This is a genomic window from Paenibacillus tianmuensis, from assembly GCF_900100345.1.
Lineage (GTDB): Bacteria > Bacillota > Bacilli > Paenibacillales > NBRC-103111 > Paenibacillus_G > Paenibacillus_G tianmuensis.
The window spans coordinates 1-24,919 of the sequence record NZ_FMTT01000065.1; the positions used below are offsets into that span (position 1 = coordinate 1).

23 protein-coding genes, 1 pseudogene and 2 riboswitches are annotated in these 24,919 nt (G+C 52.0%); of the genes and pseudogenes, 11 read left to right on the forward strand and 13 right to left on the reverse strand.

From position 1 onward, the window contains the following. Positions 1 to 219 precede the first annotated feature (219 nt). From BLO51_RS26370 to BLO51_RS26380, 3 genes are read right to left on the reverse strand one after another with little or no spacing between them, the layout of a single operon-like run. The gene (locus tag BLO51_RS26370) at positions 220 to 1,203 is read right to left on the reverse strand and encodes an ABC transporter ATP-binding protein (RefSeq protein WP_245719836.1); all 984 of its coding nucleotides are present in this window, start codon (positions 1,201 to 1,203) and stop codon (positions 220 to 222) included. A gap of 2 nt (positions 1,204 to 1,205) precedes the next feature. Next, complete coding sequence (locus BLO51_RS26375; RefSeq protein ID WP_245719837.1) at positions 1,206 to 2,150, reverse strand: hypothetical protein; 945 nt, start codon at positions 2,148 to 2,150, stop codon at positions 1,206 to 1,208. A gap of 53 nt (positions 2,151 to 2,203) precedes the next feature. Next, positions 2,204 to 2,650, reverse strand: a complete 447-nt coding sequence (locus BLO51_RS26380) for a hypothetical protein (RefSeq protein WP_090676650.1) — start codon at positions 2,648 to 2,650, stop codon at positions 2,204 to 2,206. Positions 2,651 to 3,023: 373 nt separating this feature from the next. Here BLO51_RS26380 and sda point away from each other — a divergent pair. The 4 genes and pseudogenes from sda to BLO51_RS26400 all read left to right on the forward strand — a co-directional run. Further along, positions 3,024 to 3,173, forward strand: a pseudogene (sda, locus tag BLO51_RS31315) (sporulation histidine kinase inhibitor Sda); the annotation flags it as partial. Between the two features lie 237 nt (positions 3,174 to 3,410). Next, on the forward strand, positions 3,411 to 3,578 hold the full coding sequence (locus tag BLO51_RS26390) for a sporulation histidine kinase inhibitor Sda (RefSeq protein ID WP_245719838.1): 168 nt from the start codon (positions 3,411 to 3,413) through the stop codon (positions 3,576 to 3,578). 82 nt (positions 3,579 to 3,660) lie between these two features. Further along, positions 3,661 to 4,179: a hypothetical protein gene (locus tag BLO51_RS26395; RefSeq protein WP_090676652.1), complete on the forward strand. Its 519-nt coding sequence runs from the start codon at positions 3,661 to 3,663 to the stop codon at positions 4,177 to 4,179. 253 nt (positions 4,180 to 4,432) lie between these two features. Next, positions 4,433 to 8,629 carry a S8 family serine peptidase gene (locus tag BLO51_RS26400; protein ID WP_245719839.1) on the forward strand — a complete coding sequence of 1,399 codons (4,197 nt, stop codon included), beginning with the start codon at positions 4,433 to 4,435 and terminating at the stop codon, positions 8,627 to 8,629. Between the two features lie 59 nt (positions 8,630 to 8,688). Here BLO51_RS26400 and BLO51_RS26405 read toward each other — a convergent pair whose 3' ends face one another. After that, on the reverse strand, positions 8,689 to 9,855 hold the full coding sequence (locus BLO51_RS26405; RefSeq protein ID WP_090676654.1) for a glycosyltransferase: 1,167 nt from the start codon (positions 9,853 to 9,855) through the stop codon (positions 8,689 to 8,691). Then, positions 9,852 to 10,676: a DUF6492 family protein gene (locus BLO51_RS26410; RefSeq protein WP_090676656.1), complete on the reverse strand. Its 825-nt coding sequence runs from the start codon at positions 10,674 to 10,676 to the stop codon at positions 9,852 to 9,854. The genes BLO51_RS26405 and BLO51_RS26410 overlap by 4 nt, the downstream gene beginning before the upstream one ends. A gap of 193 nt (positions 10,677 to 10,869) precedes the next feature. Here BLO51_RS26410 and BLO51_RS26415 point away from each other — a divergent pair, with 193 nt between their 5' ends. The 3 genes from BLO51_RS26415 to BLO51_RS26425 all read left to right on the forward strand — a co-directional run bounded on the left by BLO51_RS26415 (position 10,870) and on the right by BLO51_RS26425 (position 13,779). After that, positions 10,870 to 11,787, forward strand: a complete 918-nt coding sequence (locus BLO51_RS26415) for a polysaccharide deacetylase family protein (RefSeq protein WP_090676659.1) — start codon at positions 10,870 to 10,872, stop codon at positions 11,785 to 11,787. A 143-nt stretch (positions 11,788 to 11,930) separates the two neighbouring features. Continuing rightward, positions 11,931 to 12,503: a sigma-70 family RNA polymerase sigma factor gene (locus tag BLO51_RS26420; protein WP_090676662.1), complete on the forward strand. Its 573-nt coding sequence runs from the start codon at positions 11,931 to 11,933 to the stop codon at positions 12,501 to 12,503. Then, positions 12,487 to 13,779 carry a hypothetical protein gene (locus BLO51_RS26425; RefSeq protein WP_090676664.1) on the forward strand — a complete coding sequence of 431 codons (1,293 nt, stop codon included), beginning with the start codon at positions 12,487 to 12,489 and terminating at the stop codon, positions 13,777 to 13,779. The genes BLO51_RS26420 and BLO51_RS26425 overlap by 17 nt, the downstream gene beginning before the upstream one ends. Before the next feature lie 256 nt (positions 13,780 to 14,035). Here the strand turns inward: BLO51_RS26425 and BLO51_RS26430 are convergent, their stop codons facing one another. Then, positions 14,036 to 15,166 carry a DUF3048 domain-containing protein gene (locus BLO51_RS26430; RefSeq protein WP_090676667.1) on the reverse strand — a complete coding sequence of 377 codons (1,131 nt, stop codon included), beginning with the start codon at positions 15,164 to 15,166 and terminating at the stop codon, positions 14,036 to 14,038. Positions 15,167 to 15,446: 280 nt separating this feature from the next. Here BLO51_RS26430 and BLO51_RS26435 point away from each other — a divergent pair, with 280 nt between their 5' ends. Next, positions 15,447 to 16,718, forward strand: coding sequence for an ATP-binding protein (locus BLO51_RS26435; RefSeq protein WP_090676670.1), 1,272 nt, complete (start codon positions 15,447 to 15,449; stop codon positions 16,716 to 16,718). On the opposite strand, the gene BLO51_RS26440 is transcribed toward BLO51_RS26435, so the two are convergent. Next, the gene (locus tag BLO51_RS26440) at positions 16,703 to 17,158 is read right to left on the reverse strand and encodes a hypothetical protein (RefSeq protein ID WP_090676673.1); all 456 of its coding nucleotides are present in this window, start codon (positions 17,156 to 17,158) and stop codon (positions 16,703 to 16,705) included. The two genes, BLO51_RS26435 and BLO51_RS26440, sit on opposite strands and share 16 nt — an antisense overlap. Positions 17,159 to 17,291: 133 nt before the next feature. Continuing rightward, positions 17,292 to 17,466: riboswitch (cyclic di-AMP (ydaO/yuaA leader) on the reverse strand. Positions 17,467 to 17,796: 330 nt separating this feature from the next. Further along, a riboswitch (cyclic di-AMP (ydaO/yuaA leader) is annotated at positions 17,797 to 17,990 on the forward strand. Positions 17,991 to 18,001: 11 nt separating this feature from the next. On the opposite strand from BLO51_RS26440, the gene BLO51_RS26450 reads away from it, so the two are divergent. After that, a complete protein-coding gene (locus tag BLO51_RS26450; RefSeq protein WP_090676680.1) occupies positions 18,002 to 18,415 on the forward strand; it encodes a hypothetical protein in 414 nt (137 codons plus the stop codon). Here the strand turns inward: BLO51_RS26450 and BLO51_RS26455 are convergent. The 4 genes from BLO51_RS26455 to BLO51_RS26470 form a co-directional block, all read right to left on the reverse strand. Continuing rightward, positions 18,412 to 19,182, reverse strand: a complete 771-nt coding sequence (locus BLO51_RS26455) for a DODA-type extradiol aromatic ring-opening family dioxygenase (RefSeq protein WP_090676683.1) — start codon at positions 19,180 to 19,182, stop codon at positions 18,412 to 18,414. The genes BLO51_RS26450 and BLO51_RS26455 overlap by 4 nt on opposite strands. Positions 19,183 to 19,323: 141 nt before the next feature. After that, on the reverse strand, positions 19,324 to 19,866 hold the full coding sequence (locus BLO51_RS26460; RefSeq protein ID WP_090676707.1) for a glycerol-3-phosphate responsive antiterminator: 543 nt from the start codon (positions 19,864 to 19,866) through the stop codon (positions 19,324 to 19,326). 152 nt (positions 19,867 to 20,018) lie between these two features. Then, complete coding sequence (gene glpK, locus BLO51_RS26465) at positions 20,019 to 21,521, reverse strand: glycerol kinase GlpK (RefSeq protein WP_090676686.1); 1,503 nt, start codon at positions 21,519 to 21,521, stop codon at positions 20,019 to 20,021. A gap of 52 nt (positions 21,522 to 21,573) precedes the next feature. After that, entirely contained in the window at positions 21,574 to 22,284 is a 711-nt protein-coding gene (locus BLO51_RS26470; RefSeq protein WP_090676688.1) for an MIP/aquaporin family protein, read from the reverse strand. A 447-nt stretch (positions 22,285 to 22,731) separates the two neighbouring features. On the opposite strand from BLO51_RS26470, the gene BLO51_RS26475 reads away from it, so the two are divergent. Then, the gene (locus BLO51_RS26475) at positions 22,732 to 23,334 is read left to right on the forward strand and encodes a P-loop nucleotide/nucleoside kinase family protein (RefSeq protein ID WP_090676690.1); all 603 of its coding nucleotides are present in this window, start codon (positions 22,732 to 22,734) and stop codon (positions 23,332 to 23,334) included. A gap of 31 nt (positions 23,335 to 23,365) precedes the next feature. On the opposite strand, the gene BLO51_RS26480 is transcribed toward BLO51_RS26475, so the two are convergent. Further along, positions 23,366 to 23,665 carry a hypothetical protein gene (locus BLO51_RS26480; protein ID WP_090676691.1) on the reverse strand — a complete coding sequence of 100 codons (300 nt, stop codon included), beginning with the start codon at positions 23,663 to 23,665 and terminating at the stop codon, positions 23,366 to 23,368. Between the two features lie 211 nt (positions 23,666 to 23,876). Continuing rightward, the gene (locus BLO51_RS26485) at positions 23,877 to 24,461 is read right to left on the reverse strand and encodes an alpha/beta hydrolase (protein ID WP_090676694.1); all 585 of its coding nucleotides are present in this window, start codon (positions 24,459 to 24,461) and stop codon (positions 23,877 to 23,879) included. Between the two features lie 212 nt (positions 24,462 to 24,673). Here BLO51_RS26485 and BLO51_RS26490 point away from each other — a divergent pair. Beyond that, positions 24,674 to 24,919, forward strand: a 246-nt coding sequence (locus tag BLO51_RS26490; RefSeq protein ID WP_167670208.1) for a helix-turn-helix domain-containing protein, incomplete at its 3' end; no start/stop codon positions are given.

The following is a 24,919-nucleotide window of genomic DNA, read 5'->3' on the forward strand; positions in this document are numbered from 1 at the left end:
GCAATCGCTTCCGCCCGGGTACCTTGCAAATATAAATATAGCGCCTGATAACGCTCGTACATGCGGCGATCTTTTGCTTTTTTCATCGCTTGCTTAACTTCTTCTAATTTTTGTGCGTTTTCCATCTTCATTCCCTGCCTGTCTGTTCATGTTTCATTACTTATTCGACAAGTAGGTATGAATTTCCTTACCATAGATTTCTAAGGTCTTTAGTTCAACTTATATAGTAATGACAACGAAGAGAATAATTACCGTTGCAAACAAGACAAGAGAAAATACCATTAATAGATTCCTATTGATCTCAGTGAAACTAATAATCGAGTCAATAGCGATACCGCTTGCTCCAATCACGGCAAAGTCATGAAAACCGGCCTTATCACCGATGTCTTCCAGTGTATTCCTTACCTGGATCGGTGTTAATTCCGTAACGATCTTCCCGTTCACCTTACTTAATAGTAAAGCTTTCAAAAAAATCCCGTCCATTTTAGGGGGAGATTGCTCAAACTGAAGCATCGGCAAAATCATGTAGCGGTTCAATAATAATTCAGGCTCTGACCCAACTTTCAGAACTTTCTGAGAAGGTTCGAGTATCCCTACAACGACTCCTATGAATGGCTTCCAGTAATATAAAATATCTAAAGAATCACCGACTTTATAAACTCCGTTATAATCGGAACCAAGAATTATCGGAATTGTATCCTTATTCGCGCTAAAAACATAAGCATCTTCTTTGAAGGCTTCCCCCTGGCTGAATTGAACCTGATTCAAATCAAACACCGTTTGATTCAACTGTACCGATTTTATGAATCGATATGATTTATCGCCTATTTTACGCGCCGGTTGATTGCCTCCTGATTCATAATAAGCATCAAAGATTGGATCGCCCTCGAAGTTTGCTATGTCGATCGGCTGCGCGACCCCGTTATAATACTTAAAAGCTGGAACGGTATTTAGTTGCTTACTAAAATCGTTCAGTATCTTAATACTATTAGGATTGGTGAAAAACTCCTTTTCTTTTTCATTATATAAGTTATCTGAAATTTGATATAAATTTTTGCCTTTGAAGTTATCGGTTACGCCCACCTCAACATTAGTTTGGTTTATATTTATCGTAAGTATGAGAAGCAGACTGCCAAAAATAATCGAAGTAGCGATCAGCATCATGTTTAGCAACTTATTTTGTTTCAACAGTTGTATGATCATCCTCAATATTTTTGACCACCTTTTCTGACCGTGTAAACAAATGTAAAATACCAACCAAGCATCATTACAAGAAAAATGTAAAAAAGCACGAGACAAGCTGAATAAATCAACCATGAAATATCCCATAAAGGGGAGATATCATGGGATATGAAGGCCAGTATCATTAAAATCATGGATATGACGATGTACGGTAAAATTTTGGTTCTCAATAAGATGATGTAGATAGCACCAGCCGAATAGCCGGATAGATATAATATCGAAAGAAAATAACTTTCCTTATTTAACCAAATGGTTACTGTTATGAATAGCATGATAGACATCAAAAAGACTGTTATATATTGAATCAATACTACGAATTGATTTGATTTCAAATTATAAGAACCATTATTTTCTGATTGAATTATTCTAACGTTGTTCCCATTCATCGTTTCGTTAAAAACAGGCATCACATCAAAACTCGGCGTCATAAACACAAATTTTGTCCCTTTTGCAACGTCTATGTTGATATGCCGCGATACCAGCCAAATGTCAGACTGCAATTTATAGGAGTTAGGTGCATTAAAATAACCAATCCATTTGTAGTCACTAGGGATCGCTTTGGCATTGGCATACTCTCCGATAATGGCTATGTTGTCTGTATCAGTATAATCATCGAATTGTTTGATTGGGGGAAACTTGACTTTTCCGTTGAGCCATACGAATTTCAGTTGCGTAGTATCCTCATTGTACTGGAACAGGATATAGTTACCCGCATTCGTTTGAAGCGGGTAATTGATTTTTTCCATACCGAACACAATGGATTTTTTATTGATGTACCCATTGTTCAGCATATTTACAGAGTCAAGATACGATAAAAACCAAAAAGTTACGATGCCTATAATCGTAAATAAAAGCATGATAGAGTAATATAATACATCTGAAGCAGGGCGAATGTACTTAATCATCATTGTTATTTATGTAGAGAGAGATAATCAATTCGATTATCTCTCCCGTTAACTCCTTATTCCTCGTTACCGTAGTATGTCTTTCCTACCCAATCGCTAAAAGACTTATCAATCCAATCGCTTTTGGCCTCAGTGCTGCCTGTCCCCCATACTCGTCCACTGTCGCCCTTAATTTTGCCAGTTAAATTGCCCTCAAACCTAGCTCTAGTGTAATGGCGAGTATTCTCCCATGTAGTTTTACCGACTGCTCGTTTCAGTAACACAGTAGAGCCTTCTCTTCTACTCTCCACATACCCTTCATGTTTCGGTTCAGAGGCAGCAAGAATTGAAAAACCCCGGTTGTTGTTAATCGTAGTAAAATAACCGCTCTTTTCACTCCACCCACCAGATACCGTTTTTGAAGCAACTGATTCTGCCGCAAAAGTGCTTGGCACAGCACTTGTTACAACAAGTCCAGTTGCCAACACAATCACAGGAAGCATTTTCATTTTCTCACTTTTCATATTCAATATCACCCATCCCTTCCATTATAGTTTTTTATTTGAATGCTGGCCAGCTATTCAAAACACAATAACCGCAACTTATTACGGAGAAAAGTGCAAAATCCATAAACATCCCATAACCTAGGAGATGAAGTTGAGGAAAAAGTTGCTTTTGGCGCGCTTATTGCAGGTGGTTGTATTTCAGTTGTTCCCGTTGGGACGATTCTTTTTTCAACCGGGTCGCAGCTCCAAAAGCCAATTTGCGCCCTATTTCGATAGGATGCAACTATTTTTGCATTCAAAAAACAACAAAATGTGATGCAACTTTTAGGATGGAGGATAACCGATGCGCACGCTCAATGACGCTTGCCTCTTTCAATGCTACTAGGATGCGGTCCGCCTTCAACTCGATCCCGAATTTATCGAACTGCTGCTAGAAGAAATCCATAGACGTTCAACCGATCCCGTTTTCCGCAAAGTATGGATGGCCATACCCCATCTGGGACAAGAGACTGCGGCTAGCGCTGCTTTCCATGCGATTTAAACCTCGCCTTCCTTTTCTTAATCTTTCTGGGCTCTTACGCTGTGTTTTACTAAAAAGCGCAGCGCAGGAGCCGGTATGACGCCCGCTCCAGCTCGGATCTTTTTTGATTTTGCGTCTTTTTTCCACATATTGCAACAATATTTGCTATCGAACGAAAAACAAAATGTGATGCGCCAGGGACCAACTAATACTATCATTTTAGTATAAATATGGAAATGGTTTTGAGTGGAGGCCAATATGGCAAGTTTGCGTTCTCTTAAAGACGATTGGCTATTGGACTGCTACGCCGATGCGGTCCGGCTTCAGCTTGATCCGACATTTATTCGTTTGCTGCGTAATGAAATTCACCGGCGATTGGACGATCCGGTTTTTCGCCGGACTTGGTTCGTTCTTTCCGGGAGATAAGTTCCGGAGAGAGGAGAGAAGCAAGGGCTTAAGCTGCCGTTCCGGCAGCGGATTTAAATTCTGCTATGGAAGGACTACAGATATGACATTCGAGGGAGAAATTACAAACGACTTTTTTAAACCGATCGGTTTTCGCGAATCGCATCTTTTTTTCAACGGCGTTCCGCTTACGGAAGATACCCTGCGCATCGGCGCCTGGGGAATAGATGTCAGCAAAGGCTGGTGCGTCCAGAATCGGATCCTTAGGCCGGACGAGGGCAGTCATTTTTATTTGTCCGGCATGGCGAAGATCGAGTTCCACCAGGTGTCCAAGGTAAGCGTTTCGACCGTTCTGTATCATTCCTTGGAGCAAAACAACGATTTTGTCCGAACCGCTGACGGTAACAAAGTTTCCTTGTCCAAAGAGTGGGCCACTCGGGGAATCCCCCCACAGAGCCCCTATCTGTATCGTCTGACGGGAATGCTGGATTGGCCTCACGGATACTGCGAGCTTGAAATTCATGCCGAGGGCCCCGTCCGTATTAGCTTCGATCCGAGCCGGCTAGTCAACGTCAGCCGTTTCTTCGAAGCGCCGCAAAACTATGCGTACCCGTTTGTTTAGGGGGAACCTGCCGGATCGGACCGTGGATTAGCCCCTACCCGCAAACAAGCACCTGACAAGCCGTTCCTCGGCCCCGGTGCTTGTTTGCTATCTATCGAAATTTTATATATCCTTTAGAAGATTTTACTATTATATATGGTATATATTTGAAATAGGTGATACAATAAATTATTGTAAATGCTGTAAAACAAATCCGAATCGGAGGTGACGACACACTTTAGCTCTCAAAATCATAGTGAAAAGGAGTTTTGATATGAGAAGAGCAAAATTTTCGCGTCTCTCAATGCTGTCTACTCTATTAACCGCAGGTTTAATGATGCAAAGCGTTGCACAGGCGGCGCCTTTGACATCGGTATCCGGCACCCCGTCCAGCATCATCGATCCGCAAATCATCCGCACTCATTCGTTAAGTCCGAAGGCCAACGCCCTTATTTCCGACAAGCTGGACACCACCTCCGCGGACAAGGTGAACGTCATCGTCCAACTGAGCGGGCAGCCGGTCTCCGTCGGAAAATATGCTTCCGAGTTGGGCCAGCAGCAGCTTTCTGCGGAATCTATAGAAAGCGCTGTCAATCGCGAGCAATCGTCCATGATCAGCTTGGCGAAATCCGAAGGCATAGACTTGAAAGTCAACTATCAATACAATACCGTGCTGAACGGCATGGAAATTACGCTGCCAGCCAACCAGATTCCCGAGCTGGCCGCCATCCCCGGCGTCAAGTCAATTCACAAGAGCCGGACCTATTATGCTTTGCCCGTCGAAGCTCCGCAGCCGGTCGATACAGCTACCGCAAATTACGATGCCGCGCCCATCAAGCAAATCGGAGCTCAGGATGCTTGGGCCAAGGGCTTGACCGGCAAAGGCTTGAAGGTCGGCGTCATCGACAGCGGTGTCGATTATTTGCACCCGGACTTGAAGGATGCCTATAAGGGAGGTTACAATTCTTCGTTCAATACGCCCGATCCTTACGAGGAGCCTCCCATTCCAAAGAAAGATGATCCGTTTGGACTCGGCTTCGCAGGCACGTCTCACGGCACGCACGTGGCCGGTACGATCGCCGGCCGGGCTAAGAACACGGGCAGCGATGTCGTCCAGAAGGGCATTGCCTATGAAGCGGACCTCTACGTCTATAAAGTACTGTCCCGCAACCCCAAAACCGGCAGCTCCTCCGGCTCTTCGGCCCAAGTGATCGATGGAATCGAACGCGCGGTCAAAGACAAAATGGACGTGATCAACCTGTCGCTGGGATCGGACGAGGAGAAAGACCCGAACTCCCCCGATTCGATCGCGATCAACAACGCCGTACTCGGCGGCATCGTTGCCGTCGTAGCCAGCGGCAATGCGGGAGATAAAGGACCGTACTTCTACTCGATGGGCTCGCCGGCTTCTTCGCAGCTTGCGATCTCCGTCGGCGCGGTGACCAGCCCGTCTAAACGTTATCAGGCTACGGTTGCAAGCTCCGTGTACGAAGCCGTTTATTCGTTGAACGTCATGGGCTGGAAGACCGGGCAGGAGGACTTTAAAGCAATCCTCGGGACGAAGCCCATCGAAGCCGTATATGTAGGGCTCGGACAAGACGACGACTACAAGGGCAAAAACGTAGCGGAAAAAATCACTTTCGTATCGCGCGGTTCTCTGGCCTTTGTAGACAAAATTAAAAATGCGAAAAAATGGGGAGCCAAAGCCATCGTAATTTTTAACGGTAATGTCAAGAAGGATGCCAATGGCAATGACATACCGGATCTCTCCCCCAGCATACCGGGTAGGGACAACCATATCGACAGCTTCATAGGGGATGACTTCGAATATATTCCTGCATTCGACATGCCCGGTGAGCAGGGACGCGCACTAGCCGCTGCCGTATTGGCCAATCCGACCAAGCCGTTCCGCCTGACGTTCAGCCAAAGCTATCCGCAAAAGATCGATCGCGGCGATACGATGGCAACGTTCAGCTCCCGCGGTCCTCTGTCGGACGACAAGCTTAGCATTAAGCCGGATATTAGCGCACCCGGCGTGAACGTGCTTTCAACTTATCCGGCCTATGGCAAAATGATTCCCGGCGCCTCTTATAACCAGGCGTACAAGCGGAACAACGGGACCAGCATGGCCACTCCGCACGTAGCGGGCGCCGCCTTGCTGCTCAAGCAGCAGCACCCGGATTGGACGCCGTTCGATATCCGCGCGGCTCTTGCCAATACCGCGGACGGGATCAAGGAAACTGACGGAACGCCGTACGATGTGTATTCTCAAGGCGCAGGCCGCATGAACGTATCTCAGGCGGTCTATACGCCGGCCGTGCTCCAGACGGTGGATCAGATCACCATTCTCGACAAGAACCTGAATCCGCAAGAGGTCGTCAACTATGGCAGCAGCGCCAGCTTCGGGTTGATGGCTGCCGGAAGCAGTGCCAAGAAAGAGCAGCTCCAGCTCAAAAACACTTCGGACAAAGCCGTAACGTATAAGGCATCCGTCAAGCTGCATCCGAACGTCACTTCCGATCCGAACAACCCGGTGAAGACGCCTGACGTGAACAACATCGTTGCGACGCTGGAAGGCATCGGCAGTGACAATACGCTTTCCGCTAATGCTAAGTCGACCCAGAAGTTCTCTCTTTCCGTAGCGCCGAAGGCCACGGCCGCAGACGGCGTGTACGAAGGAGAGGTGCTGCTGGAGAGCGCCGGATTGCCTTCGCTGCACCTGCCGTTCGTCGTGCATGTCGGCAAAAAAATGCCGGACAACGGCTTCGGGCTGCAGGACATGACGTTGACCCGAACTGTCATTACGCCAAGCAAGTCGACGGACGTATCCGTGACCCTGACGGCGAAAGACGCGAACTACTTGGATCTGAACGTTTATGGCGTGGACGACAAGTACGTCGGCACCGTGGGGCAAATTCTGAACAAAGACGCCAGCGGGAAACCTCAATTGCTTGCTCCGGGAACGTATACGTTCCAGAACATCGACGGCACTTATATTAACGATAAGGTGGATGAAACCGGAAAGCCAGTCGTCCAGCGCCTGAAGGAAGGCACGTATAAAGTCATGGTCCGTGCCCTCATCCTGGATGAGAAAGGACAACCGAAGCGTAAAGGCGGCGAGCTTATTCAATATGTCGCATGGAAAGCGCTCCGCTTCAGCAGCACGGACGACAGCAGCACCCCGAATAACAGCGGCGGAGGCGGAGGCGGCGGATACTCCTTTGGCGGAGGCAGCAGCGCGGAGCCATCCGACAGCAATCCTTCCATCAATGCAGTCGTAAGTCAAGGACAAGTCTCTGCTTCCCTGAAACGGGCGGTAACGACTGACGGCAACAAGCTGACGGCGACCATTGCGGACGCAGACCTGAAAGCCGCATTAAAAACGGAGTCCGGCACACCGGTTGCCGTGGTCATCTCCGTCTATGCCACGCCGTCGCAGCAAGTAACCGTTAAGCTGACGCCGGAGCAATTGAATACGTTGAAAGCGTCAGGCGAGCAAAACTCCGTTGTCTTCAGCAATGGAAGCGCGTCGGTTGCGCTCCCCGTCTCGGTATTGAAGCGCGTACCGGCAGCGGCAGGGTTGAATGTGGCCGTCCGGTATGACGCAGAACGGGCATCGGCATTCGCTGACGGATTCCAGGGAGCCAAAGTGATCGGTACACCGGTTTCCTTTGCCGTTAGCGCAGTGAATGGCAGCGATTCGCAGCCGATTTCCGTATCCAACCGCGATTTCCTGAAAAGCTCCTTTATCGTGAGCGGCAACACCGACGCGAACGCGCTGGGCGTCTTGTATATCGACAACGGCAAGGTATATGCCGTTCCGGCCAACGTCACTCTTAACAAGGACGGCTCACGCACCGTAACCGTCAACCGCCCGGGCATCTCGACCTATGCGGCCGCAACCCGCGCGATCTCGTTTACGGACATCAATACGTCTTGGGCGCAATCGCATATCCAGGCTTTGGCCAATAAGCTGCTGCTTAACGGCACCTCGGCTTCGGCGTTCTCGCCCAAAGAACAGGTAACCCGCGCGCAATTCTCGGCCATGCTGGTCCGTGCGCTCGGTCTGCATGCCGGCTCGAAGGCCCCGTTCCAGGACGTGAGCGCCTCCGATTGGTTCGCCGACGACATTGCAGCCGCTTATGAAGCGGGTCTTGTGAACGGCGTCGCAGAAGGGCGATTTGATCCGCATGCCAGCATCAGCCGCCAAGACTTGGCCGTGATGCTGTCCCGGGCATCCTCCCTGATCCAGCTTACGCCGAAGAGCAATCCTTCGCGCAAGCCGTATGCGGATGCTTCCAAATTTGCCGAGTACGCCATGAACAGCATCGAGGCGGTTACGAAAAGCGGCCTGATGAGCGGCGACGAGATCGACGGAACGCCGCACTTCCATCCGGCCGACCCGACGACCCGGGAAGCCGCCGCAACCGTCCTGTTCAATTTGCTGCAGAACGGCAACTTGATGAACTAAGCTATCGGACGATCCTCCTTACGGAAAGAGCCCCCTTTGCAAAGGGGGCTCTTCTTCTTTTACCGATGTCTTTTCGTCCGAATCGTTCGCTCCACTGCCCGTTTCATGAGAGCACCGGCACGATTCCACGTGAACTTCATTACATTCCCCCTGCCCAGCCTCCCTTTCCTTTGGCAAAGGGTGCGATTCTGAAAAGCGCGCCTCATTTGCTTCCTCAAGCTGCCGATATTCGGCTCGGCCCAGCGCTGTCCCTTTTGCGCGAACAAATGGCGAAATTTGTAAGAGATCGCATGCTTGCTCCGCATGCTGACGGCGGGATTTTGCAGCCGGTACTTGACCAGGAACGAATTGCGTTTCGTGACGAAATCCATGTGTCCGCCCCAGCCCGTCGCGATGACCGGAACACCGCTCGCCAGCGACTCGAGAAGCGGCAGACCGACCCCTTCCCCCCTCGTCGGGAGAACGAACGCGGAGCCAAGCGTATACAGGCCCTTCAGACGGTGGTCCGGCATGTGGTTTGACATCAGAATCAGGGGGGCGGTTTTCCGAAGCCCGAGCCTTTTTTTGTAGCTGTTCATTTTATTTTTGATCCACTTTTCGTTTTCCCGGGAGCTGAATCCGTTCGTCTTGATCACCAGTGCGACCTTCTCGGACGGGCCAAATTCCTCCCAATACGCCCTTAGCAAGGCTTCCGGATTTTTGCGGTGCTGGAAGCCGAAGACGGACACGAAGACGAACCTCCCGGCCGTTCCCTTTACCGCCAGCTTCTTGTTCCTTGGCGTAAACCTCTTCGTATTGACCCCGTGCGGCACGATATAGATCGGCACCTTCACCCCGCTGCGAAGCATGACGGATTTGTTATGTCTGGAGGGCACGAATACGGCGTCGAAGCGGTTAAGGTTTGGAAACCAGTTCCGGGGCACGCGCGTCGTCTCCCAGACGGTATTCAACACGATGCGGTCGTACTTCTGGCGTTCCTTCCGCAGCCGTATCCTATTAGGCGGGTAATGGTAAATCAAAATTTTGCGTTTGCCTGCGGCATAAGGCTTGCGCACCAAGCGCGCAAAAGGGGCGCCGCCCGCAAGCTTCTTTCCCCTTGCCTTTCCCGCCTCCACCTTGACGTTCATCCCTTGCCGGCTTAACGCAAGCGCATATTCCCGGCTGGCTCTTCCGAGCCCGCTGTTTCTCTGGATGGGGCCTTTCCATATGACCTGATATGAACTCATCTCCTCAGTCCCTTCGGCTTAAGCGAGTACCCTCCGCGCTTGTGAAAGGAAAGCGACCGGAAAGAGCGGGCCAAAGCTTTCAAGCGTTTCGCCGAAATGCTCTTCACGCTTTGGCTGAAGCTTTTGTTCAAGCATTTTTTGAGCACGACGCCGCCCGGATTGGCAGTGTAAACGTAGTTGCCGTACAATTCGAATTCCGAGAAGCCGAACGGCTTCGACCTGTCAATGCTTCGAAGAATAGCTTGGTACCAGCGCGTCCCGTGTCTTGCTTCAATTTTCTTCTTCATCCGGGCCAGCTTCGCTTTCTCGAACAGCATGTAATGCGCAACGAACGACGAAGGCGCGACGCGTCTGCGGCCCAGCAGCTTCCGGCCGACTCTGAAATATTCGGGATGGCTCCAACTGCGGCAATAAAACACGGGCTTCCCCTTTTGCCTGAATACATGCGGGCGGATGAGCACCGTATCGGCATCCATCGTCAAAAAATACCGGCTTGAGCCCAGCTTATCTCCGCTTAGCTTAAGCAGTTGTTGAAGCATCCACCCGGAGCGTTCCCATCGCTTCGAACGGTAACGGATTTGCTTTTTGGTGATCGGCAGCACCGTCCGCTCATGCACGAAAGTACATTTTTTTTGGGCGCACAGCGCCTTGATTCTCGGACTATCCGGAGAAACGATCATGATTTTGCCGATCGGATGCTTAACCTGCTTCCGGATCGCGTCGATGACGAACGGCAAGGTTTCCAAATCTTTGTCAATGGCGGGCATCAGAACATCGATTTTGATCCTGCCGCTCCGGGAACGAGAGGGGGCGAGAGACATCTTTTCATCTCCATTTACAAGGTTTTGCACCAGTTTATGTCATGCAACGGAGGTTGGTCCGGGCACCTGTCCGAGCACCGGACAGGCGATGCCTAAAATTTTTGTCGAAATGGGAGAACTTACTTAAACCTTTTGTCGATTCGACTCGTCAAATGATTTGCAAAGCACGAACTTGTGAAAGAGGAATGCTACCATGGCCATACGAATTATATCCAACCGAAAACTCGTCGTACTCGGCGCTTCGCTGCTCAGCGCCACGACGATTGTAATGTTTGGCATCCATGCGGCGGAGACGCAGCAGCCGCTTTCTTCCGGCCAGCACGAGGCCCGGACGCTGGACAACGCGTCTGTCCCGGGGGGAGTCCCCGAGCAGGCGACCCACACAAAACTTGCGGAAAATCCGAAATCCTCTCAAGAAGCCGGTTCGCCGACAACGCCGGATGTGCCGCCCGCCGACGGACGGACGGCCGAGAGCCACCCGGAAGCTGCGGCGCAGCAAGGAAAGCAGGCGCCGGTCAAAGCGACGAAGCAAGTGGCGCTGACGTTCGACGACGGCCCGGATACGAAGTATACTCCGCAGGTGCTGGATATTTTGAAGCAGTATGAAGCGAAAGCCACCTTCTTTGTTGTAGGCAGGCAGGTCGTCAATTACCCGGATGTGCTGAAACGTATTCATGATGAAGGCCACTCCATCGGCAATCATTCCTGGAATCATGCGAACCTGACCAAGCTGTCTTCTGCCCAAATTCAGAAAGAAATCAAAAGCACGGACGAAGCGATCGAAAAAATTATCGGCGCCTCCACTCCGATGGTCCGGGCGCCTTACGGCGCCATTACCGCTTCGACCAGGCGCAGCCTGACCTCCGCGGGACGTCAGATCGTCGATTGGACGGTCGATACGAAGGATTGGAGTGGAACGGCTTCGGGAGACATGGTGGAGCTCGTACGCAAGCGGACGAAGAACGGCGGCATCATCCTGATGCACAGCTTCGGCGGCAAAAACGGCAAGCTGGACAATACGATGGAGGCGCTGCCGCTCATGATCGAAGCGTTGAAGCAGGACGGATACGCTTTTGTCACGGTACCCGAGCTTCAGGCACAGAAAGAATAACCCCATTTTGCCCCTTTCTTTCGTCGGACGATCGCAGTACACTGGGTAAAGAAGGTACGGGCCGAAGCCTCTTGGCAGGTTCGGTCCCGTTCCGATTGAACCGGAGTGTCGGGGAGATCGTCTAAAATTTAGAGGTGGCAGCTTTGGACTCGAATGTCAATTTTGACTATTTGAAATACCTTTCCGCGAGCTCCGACAAGAAAGCCATTTTGAACGAGCTGATGAATGCGTACGGAAAAGACGTATGGAATTACGCCTACAGCATCACACGGAAGTGGGATCAGGCTGACGATATAACCCAAGAGGTTTTCATCAAGGTTTACCGCAATTTGAGCACGTTCCGCAGCGAATCCTCGGTGAAGACGTGGCTGCTCGCCATCACCCGCAACATGACGCTCGATTACCGCAAGTCAGCCTTCTACCGCAAGGTGACGCTCGTCGACTTCGTCGCCTCGCGCGGGGAGTGCGAGCAGGCCGCTTCTACGGAACACGAAGTGCTTGGCAAACTGGCCGTGAACGAGATGTGGGATATGGTGTTGAAGCTGCCCGTCAAATACCGCGAGGTGCTGATCCTGTACGCGCACCATCAACTGTCCATGAAAGAGATGGCGGAGGTGCTCGGCGTAAGCGAAGGAACGATTAAATCGAGGCTGTTTCACGCACGGGGGAAAATATCGAAGATGAAGGAGAGTCGACGCCTTGGATCCGATGGATAACGAGCTCAAGAAAGAATTGGCCCGCATGCCGTTCAGCCAAAACGGGTTCAACGACAGCTTGCGCAAGCGCATCGAAGACCGCATCGATAACCACGTCGCCGTTCGCAAGCCTCGCAGGTGGAACGTCTGGAGTGCCGGCGTTTCCGCCGTACTGGCGACGGCCCTCGTATTCTTGTTCGTTACAGACAGCCGCCCTTTCCCTCTCATGCAGCAGGAAGCGGCGGGGAAGCCGGAGATGCAGCAGCCCTCCGCAGCCGCTCCCGCGCCCTACGGCCCGGATTGGGAAGCCTCCGTCCGGTCGGCGTTGTTGATCGGCCTGCGCTCCGATGCGCCCGCAGTCGAAAACCCTCAGGCTCCCAGCACGTACCGCACCGTTCTTATCGCACCGGACCGAAACCGGTTGCAAAAGACGGCGGAAGGCGAAGGCATTCTGATGCCGTATAAGCTTGATTTCTGGAAAATCGGGAACGAGCGGAAAGCAAGCGGCTCGCAGGAAGCGCATACGCTGACGGCCCACTTGGCCTCGGCCAAGCCGAAGACAAGCGGCAGCGCAGACCGCGGAAACCCGGCACAAACCGTCGTCCGGTCGGAGAAGCTGATGTTCGCCGGCAACCGCTACGTTGCCGTGGCACAAACGACGGCAGCCAAAAGCAGCACAGCTCAATCCCCGCCGCAGCAGGACTATGTGTGGGTGAAAGAGCTGGAGCAGCTCGCCTCGGGCCGGCAGGCGCCGGCTCCGCTAGCGGAGCCGCACGTCACGCTGCGCAGCGTATTCGCCGTTTCAGCCGTCCCCGTGCTGAAGGAGTTTAAGCCTGCGCCGCCGGCAGGCTCGGGACACGCGGAGCCCGCCGCAGCCGATCATTCCGGCGAGAGCTGGACCATCGCCCGCAAGCAAGGGAAATGGACGGCGCAGCTCGCTTCGTACGACGGCCAGGCAAGCGGCACAGCGGAAGGCACGGCGTACCGCTTGCGAGAAGTGCCGCTGGCGCTACCCCAATCGGTCGTCTCCCACGACGAGCTAGTCGTTCCTTGGCGTGATATCGTGCGGGTGCAGCCGGGTGCGGTGGATGCCTTCTCCTCCCCGAACCACGACATGGTCGCTGTCGTCACCGAGCAAAATATTATCATTTACCCGTATGCGGACCAGTGGATTCCGATCCCTCTCATGACGCTGCCGCTTCAACCGAAGGAATCGGTCGTCATGATTCAATGGGCTATGGGATCTTACGTCGAGCTGTGGAAACGGCAGGTGAAAACTTACCTGCAACCGCAGTAAGTTCCGCAACTAACGAAGCGCGGACAAAGCTTCCTTCTTCGCCTCAGACGGTGTCCACTTGAACACCGCAGGCTCCGAATATTACGCCTCGCTTTTGGCAAAGGCAGTACGCAAGCCTCAATTACCCAAGTGATGCGCCAAAAGAAGCCCCGGCTCCCGCTCCCTCTTTACCAAGCTTATGCGGCTTGGGGCCACAGAGGAATGCGGAGGCCGGGGCCTCTCTTCTTCAGGCAGGCTAACAACCATTCCGGTCCCGTTAAGCCGGGTCCGGCTTTCCCTTGCCGCTGCCAAGGGCACCGTACGTCACATGGCTCTCAAACGTCGGATTCAGCGGCACAATCATGATGTGCGTCTGCCCCGGCCGAAATGCAGCTTCGTGGCCTTGCTCGTAATAGCGGACCGGATCGTTCGCCTTATCTCGCCTCCACTCCAGCGGCTTCACCTTGCCCTGCTGAAACAGCAGCGCCGGTCCTCTGCCGGTCAGCCGGACGTTCATGCGGCCTTCCTTATCCAGAACCTTGTGATCGGTCCCCATCACGACTACATTAGAAGCGCTCAGCGGCTGATCGTTGTTCAGATCGACGTGCTTACTGCCGTTGATCGACCGTTGGTACTTACCCCCGGCCGCATCATACTCGTAAGAGACGACATAGGTTTTCCACAAAAAGGTAATGTCTACCTTGGGAGCATCCTGCGCCGCCGCCCCCATCGTCTCGACTGCTTCCGCTTCATTCTTTGCAAAAGCGTATACCGGTCCTGTCGGGCCTTGTTCGTCGAGCCCCCGCTTTTGCGCGCCTGCGCGGATGTTCTCCAGCTTCGTATACAGGTTGTGCGGAGCTTTCCGCGACTTCTCCCGCCAGAAATAAGGCCCGGCATTCGTAATCTCGTCCAGATCGGCTATTTTCTCTTTCCGAAGCTGCTCGTAGGCATCCGGACTGCCGCCCGCATGAACTTGGATGGCGCCGAAGCTTTTGCCGATATCGATAAAATATGGCCGGATGCTGCGCACCGGTCCGATCGGCTCCGCGAACGCACTGCTCTGGAACAGCGCCACAAGGCGCGTCATCTCGCCTTCGGCAAGCACCTCGAACAAGACGTCCGCCTGTGACAGCCCGCTTTGCGGCCGCGCCGCGGGGTGATTATTGATCATGACCATCACCGGCCGGGCTTCGCTGGGCTGAGGCAGCATCGTCCCGGTCAGCGGCGCCTGGAAGGCGGGGGGCTGAACAGGGGCCGTCGGCGCCTGCTGGTCCGCGACAGGCTTGTCCGGCGTATCGTCGCCCATCAGATTGCAGCCCGCCGCCGTCAGGGCGAGGCAGCCCGCGAGCAGCGCGAGCCTCCCCCGCCGCCAGAACCGACTCCATCTTCCCCATCCTCTTCGTTTCATACACGTCACCTCATCTGCATGTCCTCTAGTATTCTGTATTCTAGCGAGGCTGGATTTAGAAGCGATTTCGCAAAAAAAGACGAAAAATGAGCGCTTTTCCTTTTATTAAACGCGTTTTCTCCCCAAAGGTTCCAAGCGCCATCCGAATCTTCAAATCAATGATAGCAGGGAAACAGGAAAATTTGTAGAAAATAACCATTCAGGATGCCGCCGTTGTTCGAAATCGTCACAACCGATTACACATGCGGGGCGGCTATCTATCGCTATCAGGAGGTGTCTTATGATTGAAGTTCTTCCCTTGCTGCTGAACACCTTTATTATTATTATAACTATCTTTTTTTATCAAATCGTTTGCCTCGACAAAGACAGGTCGGAGTGCGCCAATCGGTGGTTCCTGCTCCTGTTCTCCACCGTAGCGATGGCGATGTGCATTGCTTTTCCGATTCATTTTTTCGCAGGGCATTTTTTCGACTTGCGCTACGTACCTATTCTGGTTTGCTTTTTATACGGAGGCCACCGCAATTTGTTGTTGATTTCAATTTTTTATCTCGCGTACCGGTATTCCTTCGGCGGAGAAGGCTTTATCACGTCTTTAATCGTCTATGTGATCATGCTGCCGATCATGTTCATCTTTGGGCCCTTTCGTCCGGACCAGCCCAAATCGAAGCGGATCGCGCAAGGCACCGGATTAACCCTCCTTTGGGCGCTCGTAGCGGTCGCCTTTTCCAGCTTCCGAACGGGACAAGCAGACCTGCTCTTTGGCTGGTTCATGGTTAGCCTGATTACATTCACATCGTTTACCATGATCATGACCGTCCTCTTCATCGAAGGCATTTATGAAAAAAAGAAGCTGCGCAAAGAAGTGGAACGCGCGGAGAAAATGTATCTTGTCGGAGAGCTCGCCGCCTCGTTTGCCCATGAAATCCGCAATCCGCTCACCGTTGTCAGCGGCTTTTTGCAATTGATGGGTAAAAACCAGATAGCAGAAGACGCCAAGCACGATTACTTGCGCATTATGATCACTGAATTGGAGCGGGCCCAAGCGATCATATCGGATTATTTGGCGATTGCCAAGCCGAAGAACGATTCCATCCAGCTTATCCAGCTCGAGCCTCTGCTGAGGCAAATCATCGAATTGATGTCCCCCTACGCGCTCATGAACACGGTCATCATCGCCAGCTCCATCGAGCAGAACCTTCAGCTCAAGGCCGATGCTTCCCGGTTTAGCCAGTCGCTGATCAACATTGTCAAGAACGGGATTGAAGCGATGCCGGACGGAGGAACGTTGGAAATCAAAGCGTACCGGAAACAGAGAAAGCTGTTAATTGAAATTTCGGATCAAGGCGTCGGCATGACCCAGGCGGAGATCGACCGGCTCGGCACCCCGTTTTATACGACCAAAGAAAAAGGCACCGGCATCGGTACTATGGTCGCGCTCGGCATTATCGGAAGTATGGGCGGCCGAACCGAAGTGCACAGCAAGAAGGGAGCCGGAACGATCTTCACGATCATTTTGCCCGATCAGTCGGTTTCCTATCAGAATGAACAGTAGGCTTGCGAACAGTCGATCAAGCGCGAGCGCTCGAAGGCGGCCCCTTCATGAGCATGTCCCGCCGACGGATTCAGCAGCTGCGAAGTCATATCGGCCAGAGCGACTTCCGCGATGTCCGTACGCACCGGTCCCCACGCCTCGGCATGGCTCCGTACGTAGCTGACGGCTTCGCAAACGGACAGCCCCTTCAGCTTCAGAAAGACCGAAGTCCATCGCACGATATCGGCGTACGGATTCGTGTTCGGCACGACGTATTCCGCCCAGCCGTTCACGCCGTGGCAGGACAGCTTAAGCAGCCCGCAGTTGTAGTCGCGGCAATTGCCCGCGATATACGCCTCAATCAGCCGGCAGTCGAAACGGTATACCTCGATAAGCCCGATCCGGCTTGTCGACAAGATACCTTCGTTAACTTCGGGCAGGGGATCGCTTAATTTCAACATGAACAACTTCTCCTTTTTTCATAAAATGGGTTATTTTGGAGTAATAAAAAAGCAAAAAGAAGCCCTAGAGCAGAGAAACTCTACTCTCGGGCTTCTACCACGGAAAATCACGCAGGCTGCAGAGGCACGATCGTCGTTCTCTCTCAATCCGCTTACGAGGTTAGCTGTCGGATTCGGGCTTGAGAGTGCCCTACCCCAGCGCTTGCAAAGCAAGCGCGAAGGGATTCACCCCATGAAACCGTCTTTCCTATCGGCGGTTTCGATTGGTTCCCCCGCTTCCCGGTTTGGGAATTCAGCGTTTGGCTTGGAATATCAAGTTGTTGACATGAATCATACGCCGGTTGTAGTGCAAAGTAAAATCCGAAACCGCACGCTATTTTTGATCTTTTCGCTTTTTTCGCATGTGGAAACGGATTCATTTGGGGTCGGCATTGATTATCGATACAAAAGCTGCTTGATTCGTCGCTTTTCATTATTTTCAAGAAAAACGAAGAAATACAGAGATTCATGCAGAATGACGGAGATCGGTGTTGTCTTTTTTCTTCCAAATATATCCTATGGTCGAATATGCGCTGCGGCGTTTCTTTACACCGGCTAAATCGCAGGCGTATGATACGACTCAAGTTGATTTGAAATTTCCAAGCACATCGCTTAATTTCCTTAACAGGAAAACGGGGGAACCAAACAAGCGATGCAGCGCACGCTGTGAGAGCCGTGCCGCCCATCGCTTTGGGGTGAATCTTGATCGCGCATGCCGCACATGCGCCAAAGTAGGGCGACGCTCACCGCCCGAACCCGTCAGCTAACCTCGTCAGCGTAGTCGAGAGAGGCGAAGAGAAAACCATGGAACAGGAACAGCAAACGATTTTGGTATCGGCCCCCAACAAGCCCGGAGAAGCGTTTATCCGGCAGCTCCAATTCGGCAGCATTCCGTTCGCGGTCATCGTCAACAACAAAGCGGAGCAGGCCCGGCTGCAGGAGCTTGGGGCCGAACAGATTGTAATGGTGGATACGAACGAGGAGAACACATGGCTCCTCCCCGAATGGCCCGTCGGCAAAGTGTTTTTGTTCGAAAACAGCTTGACCCTGTGCTGCCGCTATATCCGCATTTGCCGCTCCTGGACCTCGGAACCGCTGTATGTTATTACGCAGTCGAACAACCCGCGCTTGATTTATAAAGGACTCGGCGCCAACTACGTGATTCATACGAACAGTAACGAAGTATCGTTTCTGATCCATTCGGCGCACGAAGGCTAACTAAACATCCACGTGCCGAGACTGAGCGTCCCGTACTGATACTTCTGGTACAGCAGCTTGGCTCGACGGTTGCGGTCCGCCGCACCCATGGCAATCAACAGAGGCGCGAAGTGCTCCGCCGTCGGCACGGCCAGAGACGCATGCGGCGCCCGTCGCTCGTAATCGAACAAGGCGTCCGAATCCCACACTGTAATCCGGTCGTACAACCAGGCGTCGAATTGCTTCGCCCACGGCTCAGCGGCATCGTCCTGCCAATGCAGCTTACCGAGATTGTGCACCGTCCCGCCGCTGCCGACGATCATGATCCCCTCGCTGCGCAAAGGCTGGAGCGCCCGGCCGATCCGGTACTGCTCTTCCGGCACCAGCTGCGGATTCACGGACAGATGGACGACGGGCACGTTCGCCGCAGGGTGCATGAGCGAGAGCAGCGTCCATACGCCGTGATCGAGTCCCCGGCTATCGTCCAGAGCGCAGGCGATCCCTTCGGTATCGAGCAGCCGCTGAATGCCCATGGCAAGCAAAATATTCCCTTTCGCAGGGTACGAAATGCCGTACAATTCCTCCGGAAACCCGAAAAAATCGTGCAGCGTTTCCGGCTCGGATGCCGCGCCGATCGTCTGCGCCTCGCTCTGCCAATGGGCACTGAATACGACAATCCCTTCGGGCTTCGGCAGCTGCGCCCCGAGCGATCTCAAGAAACGGGAATAGCCATGCGGCTCCGTCGCAATCGTCGGCAGGCCATGGGCGAGAAAAAAGGACGGGTACATTCGCGCATCATTCTCCTTTTCGATGAGCTGCTCCGGACGGCAAAGCCCTGCGGCTGCCGGGACTCTTGCCGTATTACGCCCCGCGGGATGCCAGATCCGTTATATCGTATTCATCCGTTGACGGAGAGGAGCCAATCCGCCTCAGCTCCACAGCTCGATCTGGCTGGTTGATACGGCAATCGCGCCCGCGTTGAACAGAACGGGCAGCTCCTCCTTCTTTTCGACAAATCCGCCCAAAATGATATCGAGCCCCGTTTCATTTTTGATCAAGTTTAATTTGGGATAAGAGAAGCTCGGTAAAATCTCGATATAGTCCGGCTTCACTTGAGCGGCCGAATTAATAATCGTGCGGATCGAGTGGGAGTCGATAATGAAGCCGCGCTGAATGGCGCTCAGCCCGTATTTTTTGGCGTGAAGCAGGCACGATGTCCGGGTGCTGATGATCCCGTCGATTTTAATCACCTTGGATAAAAAATGGATCGAAGCCTCGTCGTCTTTAATTCCCTTCACCATCTCCAAATGAAGAAATATTTTTTTGTTCGCTTGCTTGACCGCCCCTACGATGCTTTGTAATTGGATTAATTCCCCCTCCAGCAGAAAAATAACCTTATGCGGCGAAGCAAGCGCCTTCTCTAATTCTTTAAATCCCCGGACAGCCGGAATCATTGCGTTGGGCTTCAGCATAAAATCCTCCTTCCTTTCGATAAGCATATGTATTCTCTTATGGTACGATTTGGTACTATCATATCAAACCCGCTCCCGGTTCGGAAAACAAGAGAAACCGTGCCGTCTCCCTTCTCCGGAAGAAGGGGGCGACAGCACGGTCCGGTCACTGCTTATTCTTCGTCTTTCTCCCAATGCATCGTACGGTCTACGGCTTTTTTCCAGCCCCGGTACAATTTCGCACGGGTCGGTTCATCGATGCCCGGTTCGAATACGGTGTCCGAACCGGCGCGCGACGTGATTTCCGCTTTATCCCAGAAGCCGACGGCGATGCCCGCCATGTAAGCAGCGCCAAGCGCAGTCGTTTCGGTAATTTGCGGTCTTTGTACGGCCACCCCGAGAATGTCCGCCTGGAATTGCATCAGCAGGTTGTTCGCGGTCGCTCCGCCGTCCACCCGCAGCGATTGCAGCTTCAGGCCGGAATCGATCTCCATCGCTCCCAATACGTCTTTCGTTTGGTAGGCTAGCGAATGCAGCGTAGCCCGGATCAGATGCTCCTTCTTCGTTCCGCGCGTCAAGCCAAAGATTGCGCCTCTGGCGTACATATCCCAATAAGGCGCCCCGAGTCCCGCAAAGGCCGGCACGACATAAACGCCGTCCGTGTCCTTGACTTTGCCCGCGTAATACTCCGAATCCGACGCCGAGTCGAACAGCTTCAGCCCGTCGCGCAGCCATTGAACCGCCGCACCGGCGATAAAGATGCTTCCTTCCAGCGCGTATTCCACCTTGCCGTCCATCCCCCAGGCGATCGTCGTCAGCAGCCCCGACTTCGATTCGACGGCCTTCGTGCCGGTATTCATCAGCATGAAGCAGCCGGTGCCGTACGTATTTTTCGCCATTCCCGATTCGAAGCACGTTTGTCCGAACAGCGCCGCATGCTGGTCTCCCGCTACACCCGCAATCGGGATTTCCGCACCGCCGAACGTGTGCGGATCGGTTGCGCCGTATACGCTTACCGACGGCTTGACCTCTGGCAGCATCGAATGCGGAATGTCCAGCTCCTGCAGCAGCTTTTCGTCCCAGCAGAGCTGCTTGATATTGTAGAGCATCGTACGGGAGGCGTTCGTGTAATCCGTCGCATGTACTTTCCCCCGCGTCAAATTCCAGATGAGCCAAGTATCGACGGTGCCGAACAGCAGCTCACCGCGGTTCGCCTTCTCCCTCGCCCCTTCGACGTGGTCCAGCATCCACTTGATTTTCGTCCCGGAGAAGTAAGCGTCTACAACGAGCCCCGTGTTTTCCCGGATGTAAGGCTCCAGCCCTCTCGCCTTCAGCTCATCGCAAAGCTCGGCGGTTCTGCGATCCTGCCAGACGATGGCGTTGTGAATCGGCCTTCCCGTATTTTTGTCCCAGATGACCGCCGTCTCCCGCTGGTTGGTAATCCCGATCGAAGCGATTTCCTGCGGGCGTACGCCGACCGTTTCCAGCACCTCGCGCGCAACGCCGCTTTGCGTCCCCCAAATTTCCATCGCGTCATGCTCGACCCAGCCAGCCTTGGGATAAATTTGCATAAATTCTTTTTGCGCGGAGCCGACGATGCTGCCGCTATGATCGAACAAAATGGCGCGCGAGCTGGTCGTTCCTTGATCGAGCGCAAGCACATATTTTTTATCCATGACGATGCCCTCCCGTATCGTTAAAATGTTGGATATACCTGTAGCCTATGCATCAGCTTCCGAAAACCGCATAATAAAATAGCGTTCCGAGCGAGCCGCCGACCAGCGGACCGACGACCGGAATCCAGGCATAGCCCCAGTCCGAGGAGCCCTTCTTCCCGAGCGGCAGCACCGCATGCGCGATGCGCGGACCCAGATCGCGGGCCGGGTTCATCGCATAGCCGGTCGTTCCTCCGAACGAAAGGCCGACGCCGACCAGCAGGAAGCCGACGACAAACGGGTTCAAGCCGTCCGTAAATTTATTCGCGCCGATGGCCAAAATGCAGACAAACAGGATAAACGTAGCCAGAGCTTCGCTGATCAGGTTCGCGAACGGGCTGCGGATGGCAGGTCCTGTCGCGAAGGTTCCGAGCTTCGCCCCGGTATCCTCGGTCGCTTTCCAGTGCGGCAAGTACTGCAGCCAGACCAGACAGGCTCCCAGAAACGCTCCGATGAATTGTGCGGCAATATAAGACGGAACCTTCTCCCAAGGGAATTGCCCGGCCATGGCTAGCCCGAAGGTAAAGGCGGGATTCAAGTGCGCGCCGCTGAACCGGCCGACCGCAAAAATCGCAATGGCGAGCGCAAGCCCCCAGCCCATCGCAATGACAATCCAGCCTGAATTCTGCGCTTTGGATTTATTCAGGCTAACTCCGGCGCATACCCCGTCACCGAATAATATTAAAAGCATCGTTCCCAGCAATTCCCCCATAAACGGAGTCATCAGACTACCTCCCGGCATTGTCTTTTGCAAACCCTTTCAAACCTTTGCTTTAAAGTTTAAGAAAGATTTCCCCGCCATCATTGATCATGGGTCAATAGGTTCTGCACCCGAGCCTTTGCATGAAGAGCCCCTCCTTTCCAGGACAAGACAAAAAACAGCCACGATCCGAAATGTGGAAAGTCCACTTTGGATGACGGCTGTTCTCATCTTCTCACAGCAAAACGATTTACTTGTGATTTTTATTATAGTATACACACATCGTTTCGTAAACCCTGAAATTCCTAAAATTTCAATGATTTGAATGACCCGCCAATCGCATCCTAAGCAATACGTGTCCTATAAAAGAAAATCGGATTTTACCGCTATACGCCGCTTTTATGATACGATAAGATCTCAGAAGAAACCGGGACTGCAAAGGCAAGACATTTGACGAACAGGAGGCATGACATGCGCAAGCTCGTATTTTTTCTGGGACCCGCTGGCGCGGGCAAGACAACTTTGGCCAAAGCTTTGGTCCGCAGACGCCACGCGGCTTTGTTCGATATGGACACCTTAGCCCGGCCCGCCTCGGAGGCGATTATGACCCTTTCCGGGCTTGATCCGAACGACCGCGATTCCTCCGTCTACAAAATGCGCTGCCGGGATCTGGGCTACCGCATCACGATGGACGCCGCCCTGGAGAACGTGGACCTTGGCGTGAATGCGTTCGTCATCGGCCCGTTCACCCGGGAGCTCGAAGATCCGGTATGGCCGGAGAAGGAGCTGCTGCGGATCGGCGCGTCGCTGCGCGACGTGGACGTCAAGGCAATCCTCGTATCGCTCCCTGGCGAGCAGCATTACCGCGAGCGCATTCGGGACCGGGGCCTGGCTCTGGATGCATGGAAGCTGGACAATTGGAACGAATTCAGCCGTTCCCTCGCGGTTCGGGAAATCCGGTGGAAGCTTCCGGCCTCATCGATTCTCTCGTTTGATAACGCGGGCCCGCTTTCGGAAGAAAAGCTGCGGCAGGTCGAGCGGTTTATTTACGGGAACGAATCGGAGGACGAGTAGGCTGTAACGCTTATTTCTTTGTCTAAGGACACTAATCCTTATCAAAATGGAAATCATACCATTTGCCAGAGTTCTTCCCTTTTTGGAACATGACCGTCATATCATCTGGTACATCTAACAGTTCACCTATTTCTGGATAAAGCTCATATGCTTTTGCTAGAGTGGTTACTACCATATCAGATTTTTCATGATTATCCATGCATATCATCTGCCAATTACATTCTTCGTTTGGTAAATGATAAACTCGAAACAAGTCTGCGCCATCTAAAAGATGTTGACAGATTAATACTGGCGCATCAAGATGCTCCTTGAAAGGATTGTTATCTATCATACTTATCACCTAAAAGTTTATTTTTATATTACGATCCACTAGCATTGCATTAATTTAATTTGATATTTCTGGTCGGATCAAAATTCATTTGCGATTGGCCTTTGCCAATCAAGAGGATGTGTATCCCGAAAAGCTGACAATTACCCATGCGATGCATGTATTTACAGGGATCGCCCAATCGCAAGAGCAGTGTTGAGTATTTTCATGATGACTATTTTCTGAGCAAAATCACATCTTCAGGCAATTCATCTGTGTCTATTACTTGAGAATCCTTACCCTTCAGATATTTATTAAAAAAATCAAGGAGCAATGTATTCATGATGCTTTCCATTTTATTAGGGTCTAATTCTCCAAGCGTAGCCTGCTCGAATTCCTCATCTCCTACCACTTCTTTTGAAACATAGTTTTCAGCGATAATTTCGTTGTAATCAGTAAAGTTCATATGTGTACTATTTTTGACCGTAACCAAATAGGCGTCATTTTCAGCGTTTAAAAAAGGAAATGTTAGATAATCCCCCGTATCATTTTGCATCACCATGATTGGTTTTTTTATTGGTTTCTCCCAGCTGGAACTGTAGTAGAAACCATCAAGATTAGCGCTTGCCTTAATTAAGTCAGATACATGTGTCAGGCTTAATGCGATAGAACCACCGTAGGACATTCCGAAAGCACCGATATTCTCTTTATCGACATGGTTATACAACATAGCGCTTTCTTGTTCGGCTTTATTCAGAAACATGTCAAGAGCAACAAGACTGTCTTTTATCCATATTATTTCAGCGCGAGCGTACAGCATGCTGTCAATTATTACTTTATGGTAATTGCGATGTTCCTCGATGCTTGCACCTTTGCCTTCTCCCGCGAGCCATGAGATGTATGTATAAAATATATTAATGCCGTTTGCGTCTATATAAGTTGAACTAAAGACCTTAGAAATCTATGGTAAGGAAATTCATACCTACTTGTCGAATAAGTAATGAAACATGAACAGACAGGCAGGGAATGAAGATGGAAAACGCACAAAAATTAGAAGAAGTTAAGCAAGCGATGAAAAAAGCAAAAGATCGCCGCATGTACGAGCGTTATCAGGCGCTATATTTATATTTGCAAGGTACCCGGGCGGAAGCGATTGCGCCTATTTTAAACCGAAGCGTTCAAACGGTAAAAGGCTATATTCAAGCTTATCAAACAGGTGGTCTTTCCGCTTTGAAAATGAATCATTCACCAGGAGCACCTGTTCGCTTAACGAAAGAG

Bases quoted from the DNA above. Each gene is read 5' to 3' on its own strand.
- BLO51_RS26370 (WP_245719836.1), bottom strand. From the start codon at position 1,203: ATGATCATACAACTGTTGAAACAAAATAAGTTGCTAAACATGATGCTG.
- BLO51_RS26375 (WP_245719837.1), bottom strand. From the start codon at position 2,150: ATGATGATTAAGTACATTCGCCCTGCTTCAGATGTATTATATTACTCT.
- BLO51_RS26380 (WP_090676650.1), bottom strand. From the start codon at position 2,650: ATGAAAAGTGAGAAAATGAAAATGCTTCCTGTGATTGTGTTGGCAACT.
- BLO51_RS26390 (WP_245719838.1), top strand. From the start codon at position 3,411: ATGGCAAGTTTGCGTTCTCTTAAAGACGATTGGCTATTGGACTGCTAC.
- BLO51_RS26395 (WP_090676652.1), top strand. From the start codon at position 3,661: ATGACATTCGAGGGAGAAATTACAAACGACTTTTTTAAACCGATCGGT.
- BLO51_RS26400 (WP_245719839.1), top strand. From the start codon at position 4,433: ATGAGAAGAGCAAAATTTTCGCGTCTCTCAATGCTGTCTACTCTATTA.
- BLO51_RS26405 (WP_090676654.1), bottom strand. From the start codon at position 9,855: ATGAGTTCATATCAGGTCATATGGAAAGGCCCCATCCAGAGAAACAGC.
- BLO51_RS26410 (WP_090676656.1), bottom strand. From the start codon at position 10,676: ATGTCTCTCGCCCCCTCTCGTTCCCGGAGCGGCAGGATCAAAATCGAT.
- BLO51_RS26415 (WP_090676659.1), top strand. From the start codon at position 10,870: ATGGCCATACGAATTATATCCAACCGAAAACTCGTCGTACTCGGCGCT.
- BLO51_RS26430 (WP_090676667.1), bottom strand. From the start codon at position 15,166: ATGAAACGAAGAGGATGGGGAAGATGGAGTCGGTTCTGGCGGCGGGGG.
- BLO51_RS26435 (WP_090676670.1), top strand. From the start codon at position 15,447: ATGATTGAAGTTCTTCCCTTGCTGCTGAACACCTTTATTATTATTATA.
- BLO51_RS26440 (WP_090676673.1), bottom strand. From the start codon at position 17,158: ATGTTGAAATTAAGCGATCCCCTGCCCGAAGTTAACGAAGGTATCTTG.
- BLO51_RS26450 (WP_090676680.1), top strand. From the start codon at position 18,002: ATGGAACAGGAACAGCAAACGATTTTGGTATCGGCCCCCAACAAGCCC.
- BLO51_RS26455 (WP_090676683.1), bottom strand. From the start codon at position 19,182: ATGTACCCGTCCTTTTTTCTCGCCCATGGCCTGCCGACGATTGCGACG.
- BLO51_RS26460 (WP_090676707.1), bottom strand. From the start codon at position 19,866: ATGCTGAAGCCCAACGCAATGATTCCGGCTGTCCGGGGATTTAAAGAA.
- glpK (WP_090676686.1), bottom strand. From the start codon at position 21,521: ATGGATAAAAAATATGTGCTTGCGCTCGATCAAGGAACGACCAGCTCG.
- BLO51_RS26470 (WP_090676688.1), bottom strand. From the start codon at position 22,284: ATGACTCCGTTTATGGGGGAATTGCTGGGAACGATGCTTTTAATATTA.
- BLO51_RS26475 (WP_090676690.1), top strand. From the start codon at position 22,732: ATGCGCAAGCTCGTATTTTTTCTGGGACCCGCTGGCGCGGGCAAGACA.
- BLO51_RS26480 (WP_090676691.1), bottom strand. From the start codon at position 23,665: ATGATAGATAACAATCCTTTCAAGGAGCATCTTGATGCGCCAGTATTA.
- BLO51_RS26485 (WP_090676694.1), bottom strand. From the start codon at position 24,461: ATGCTGTACGCTCGCGCTGAAATAATATGGATAAAAGACAGTCTTGTT.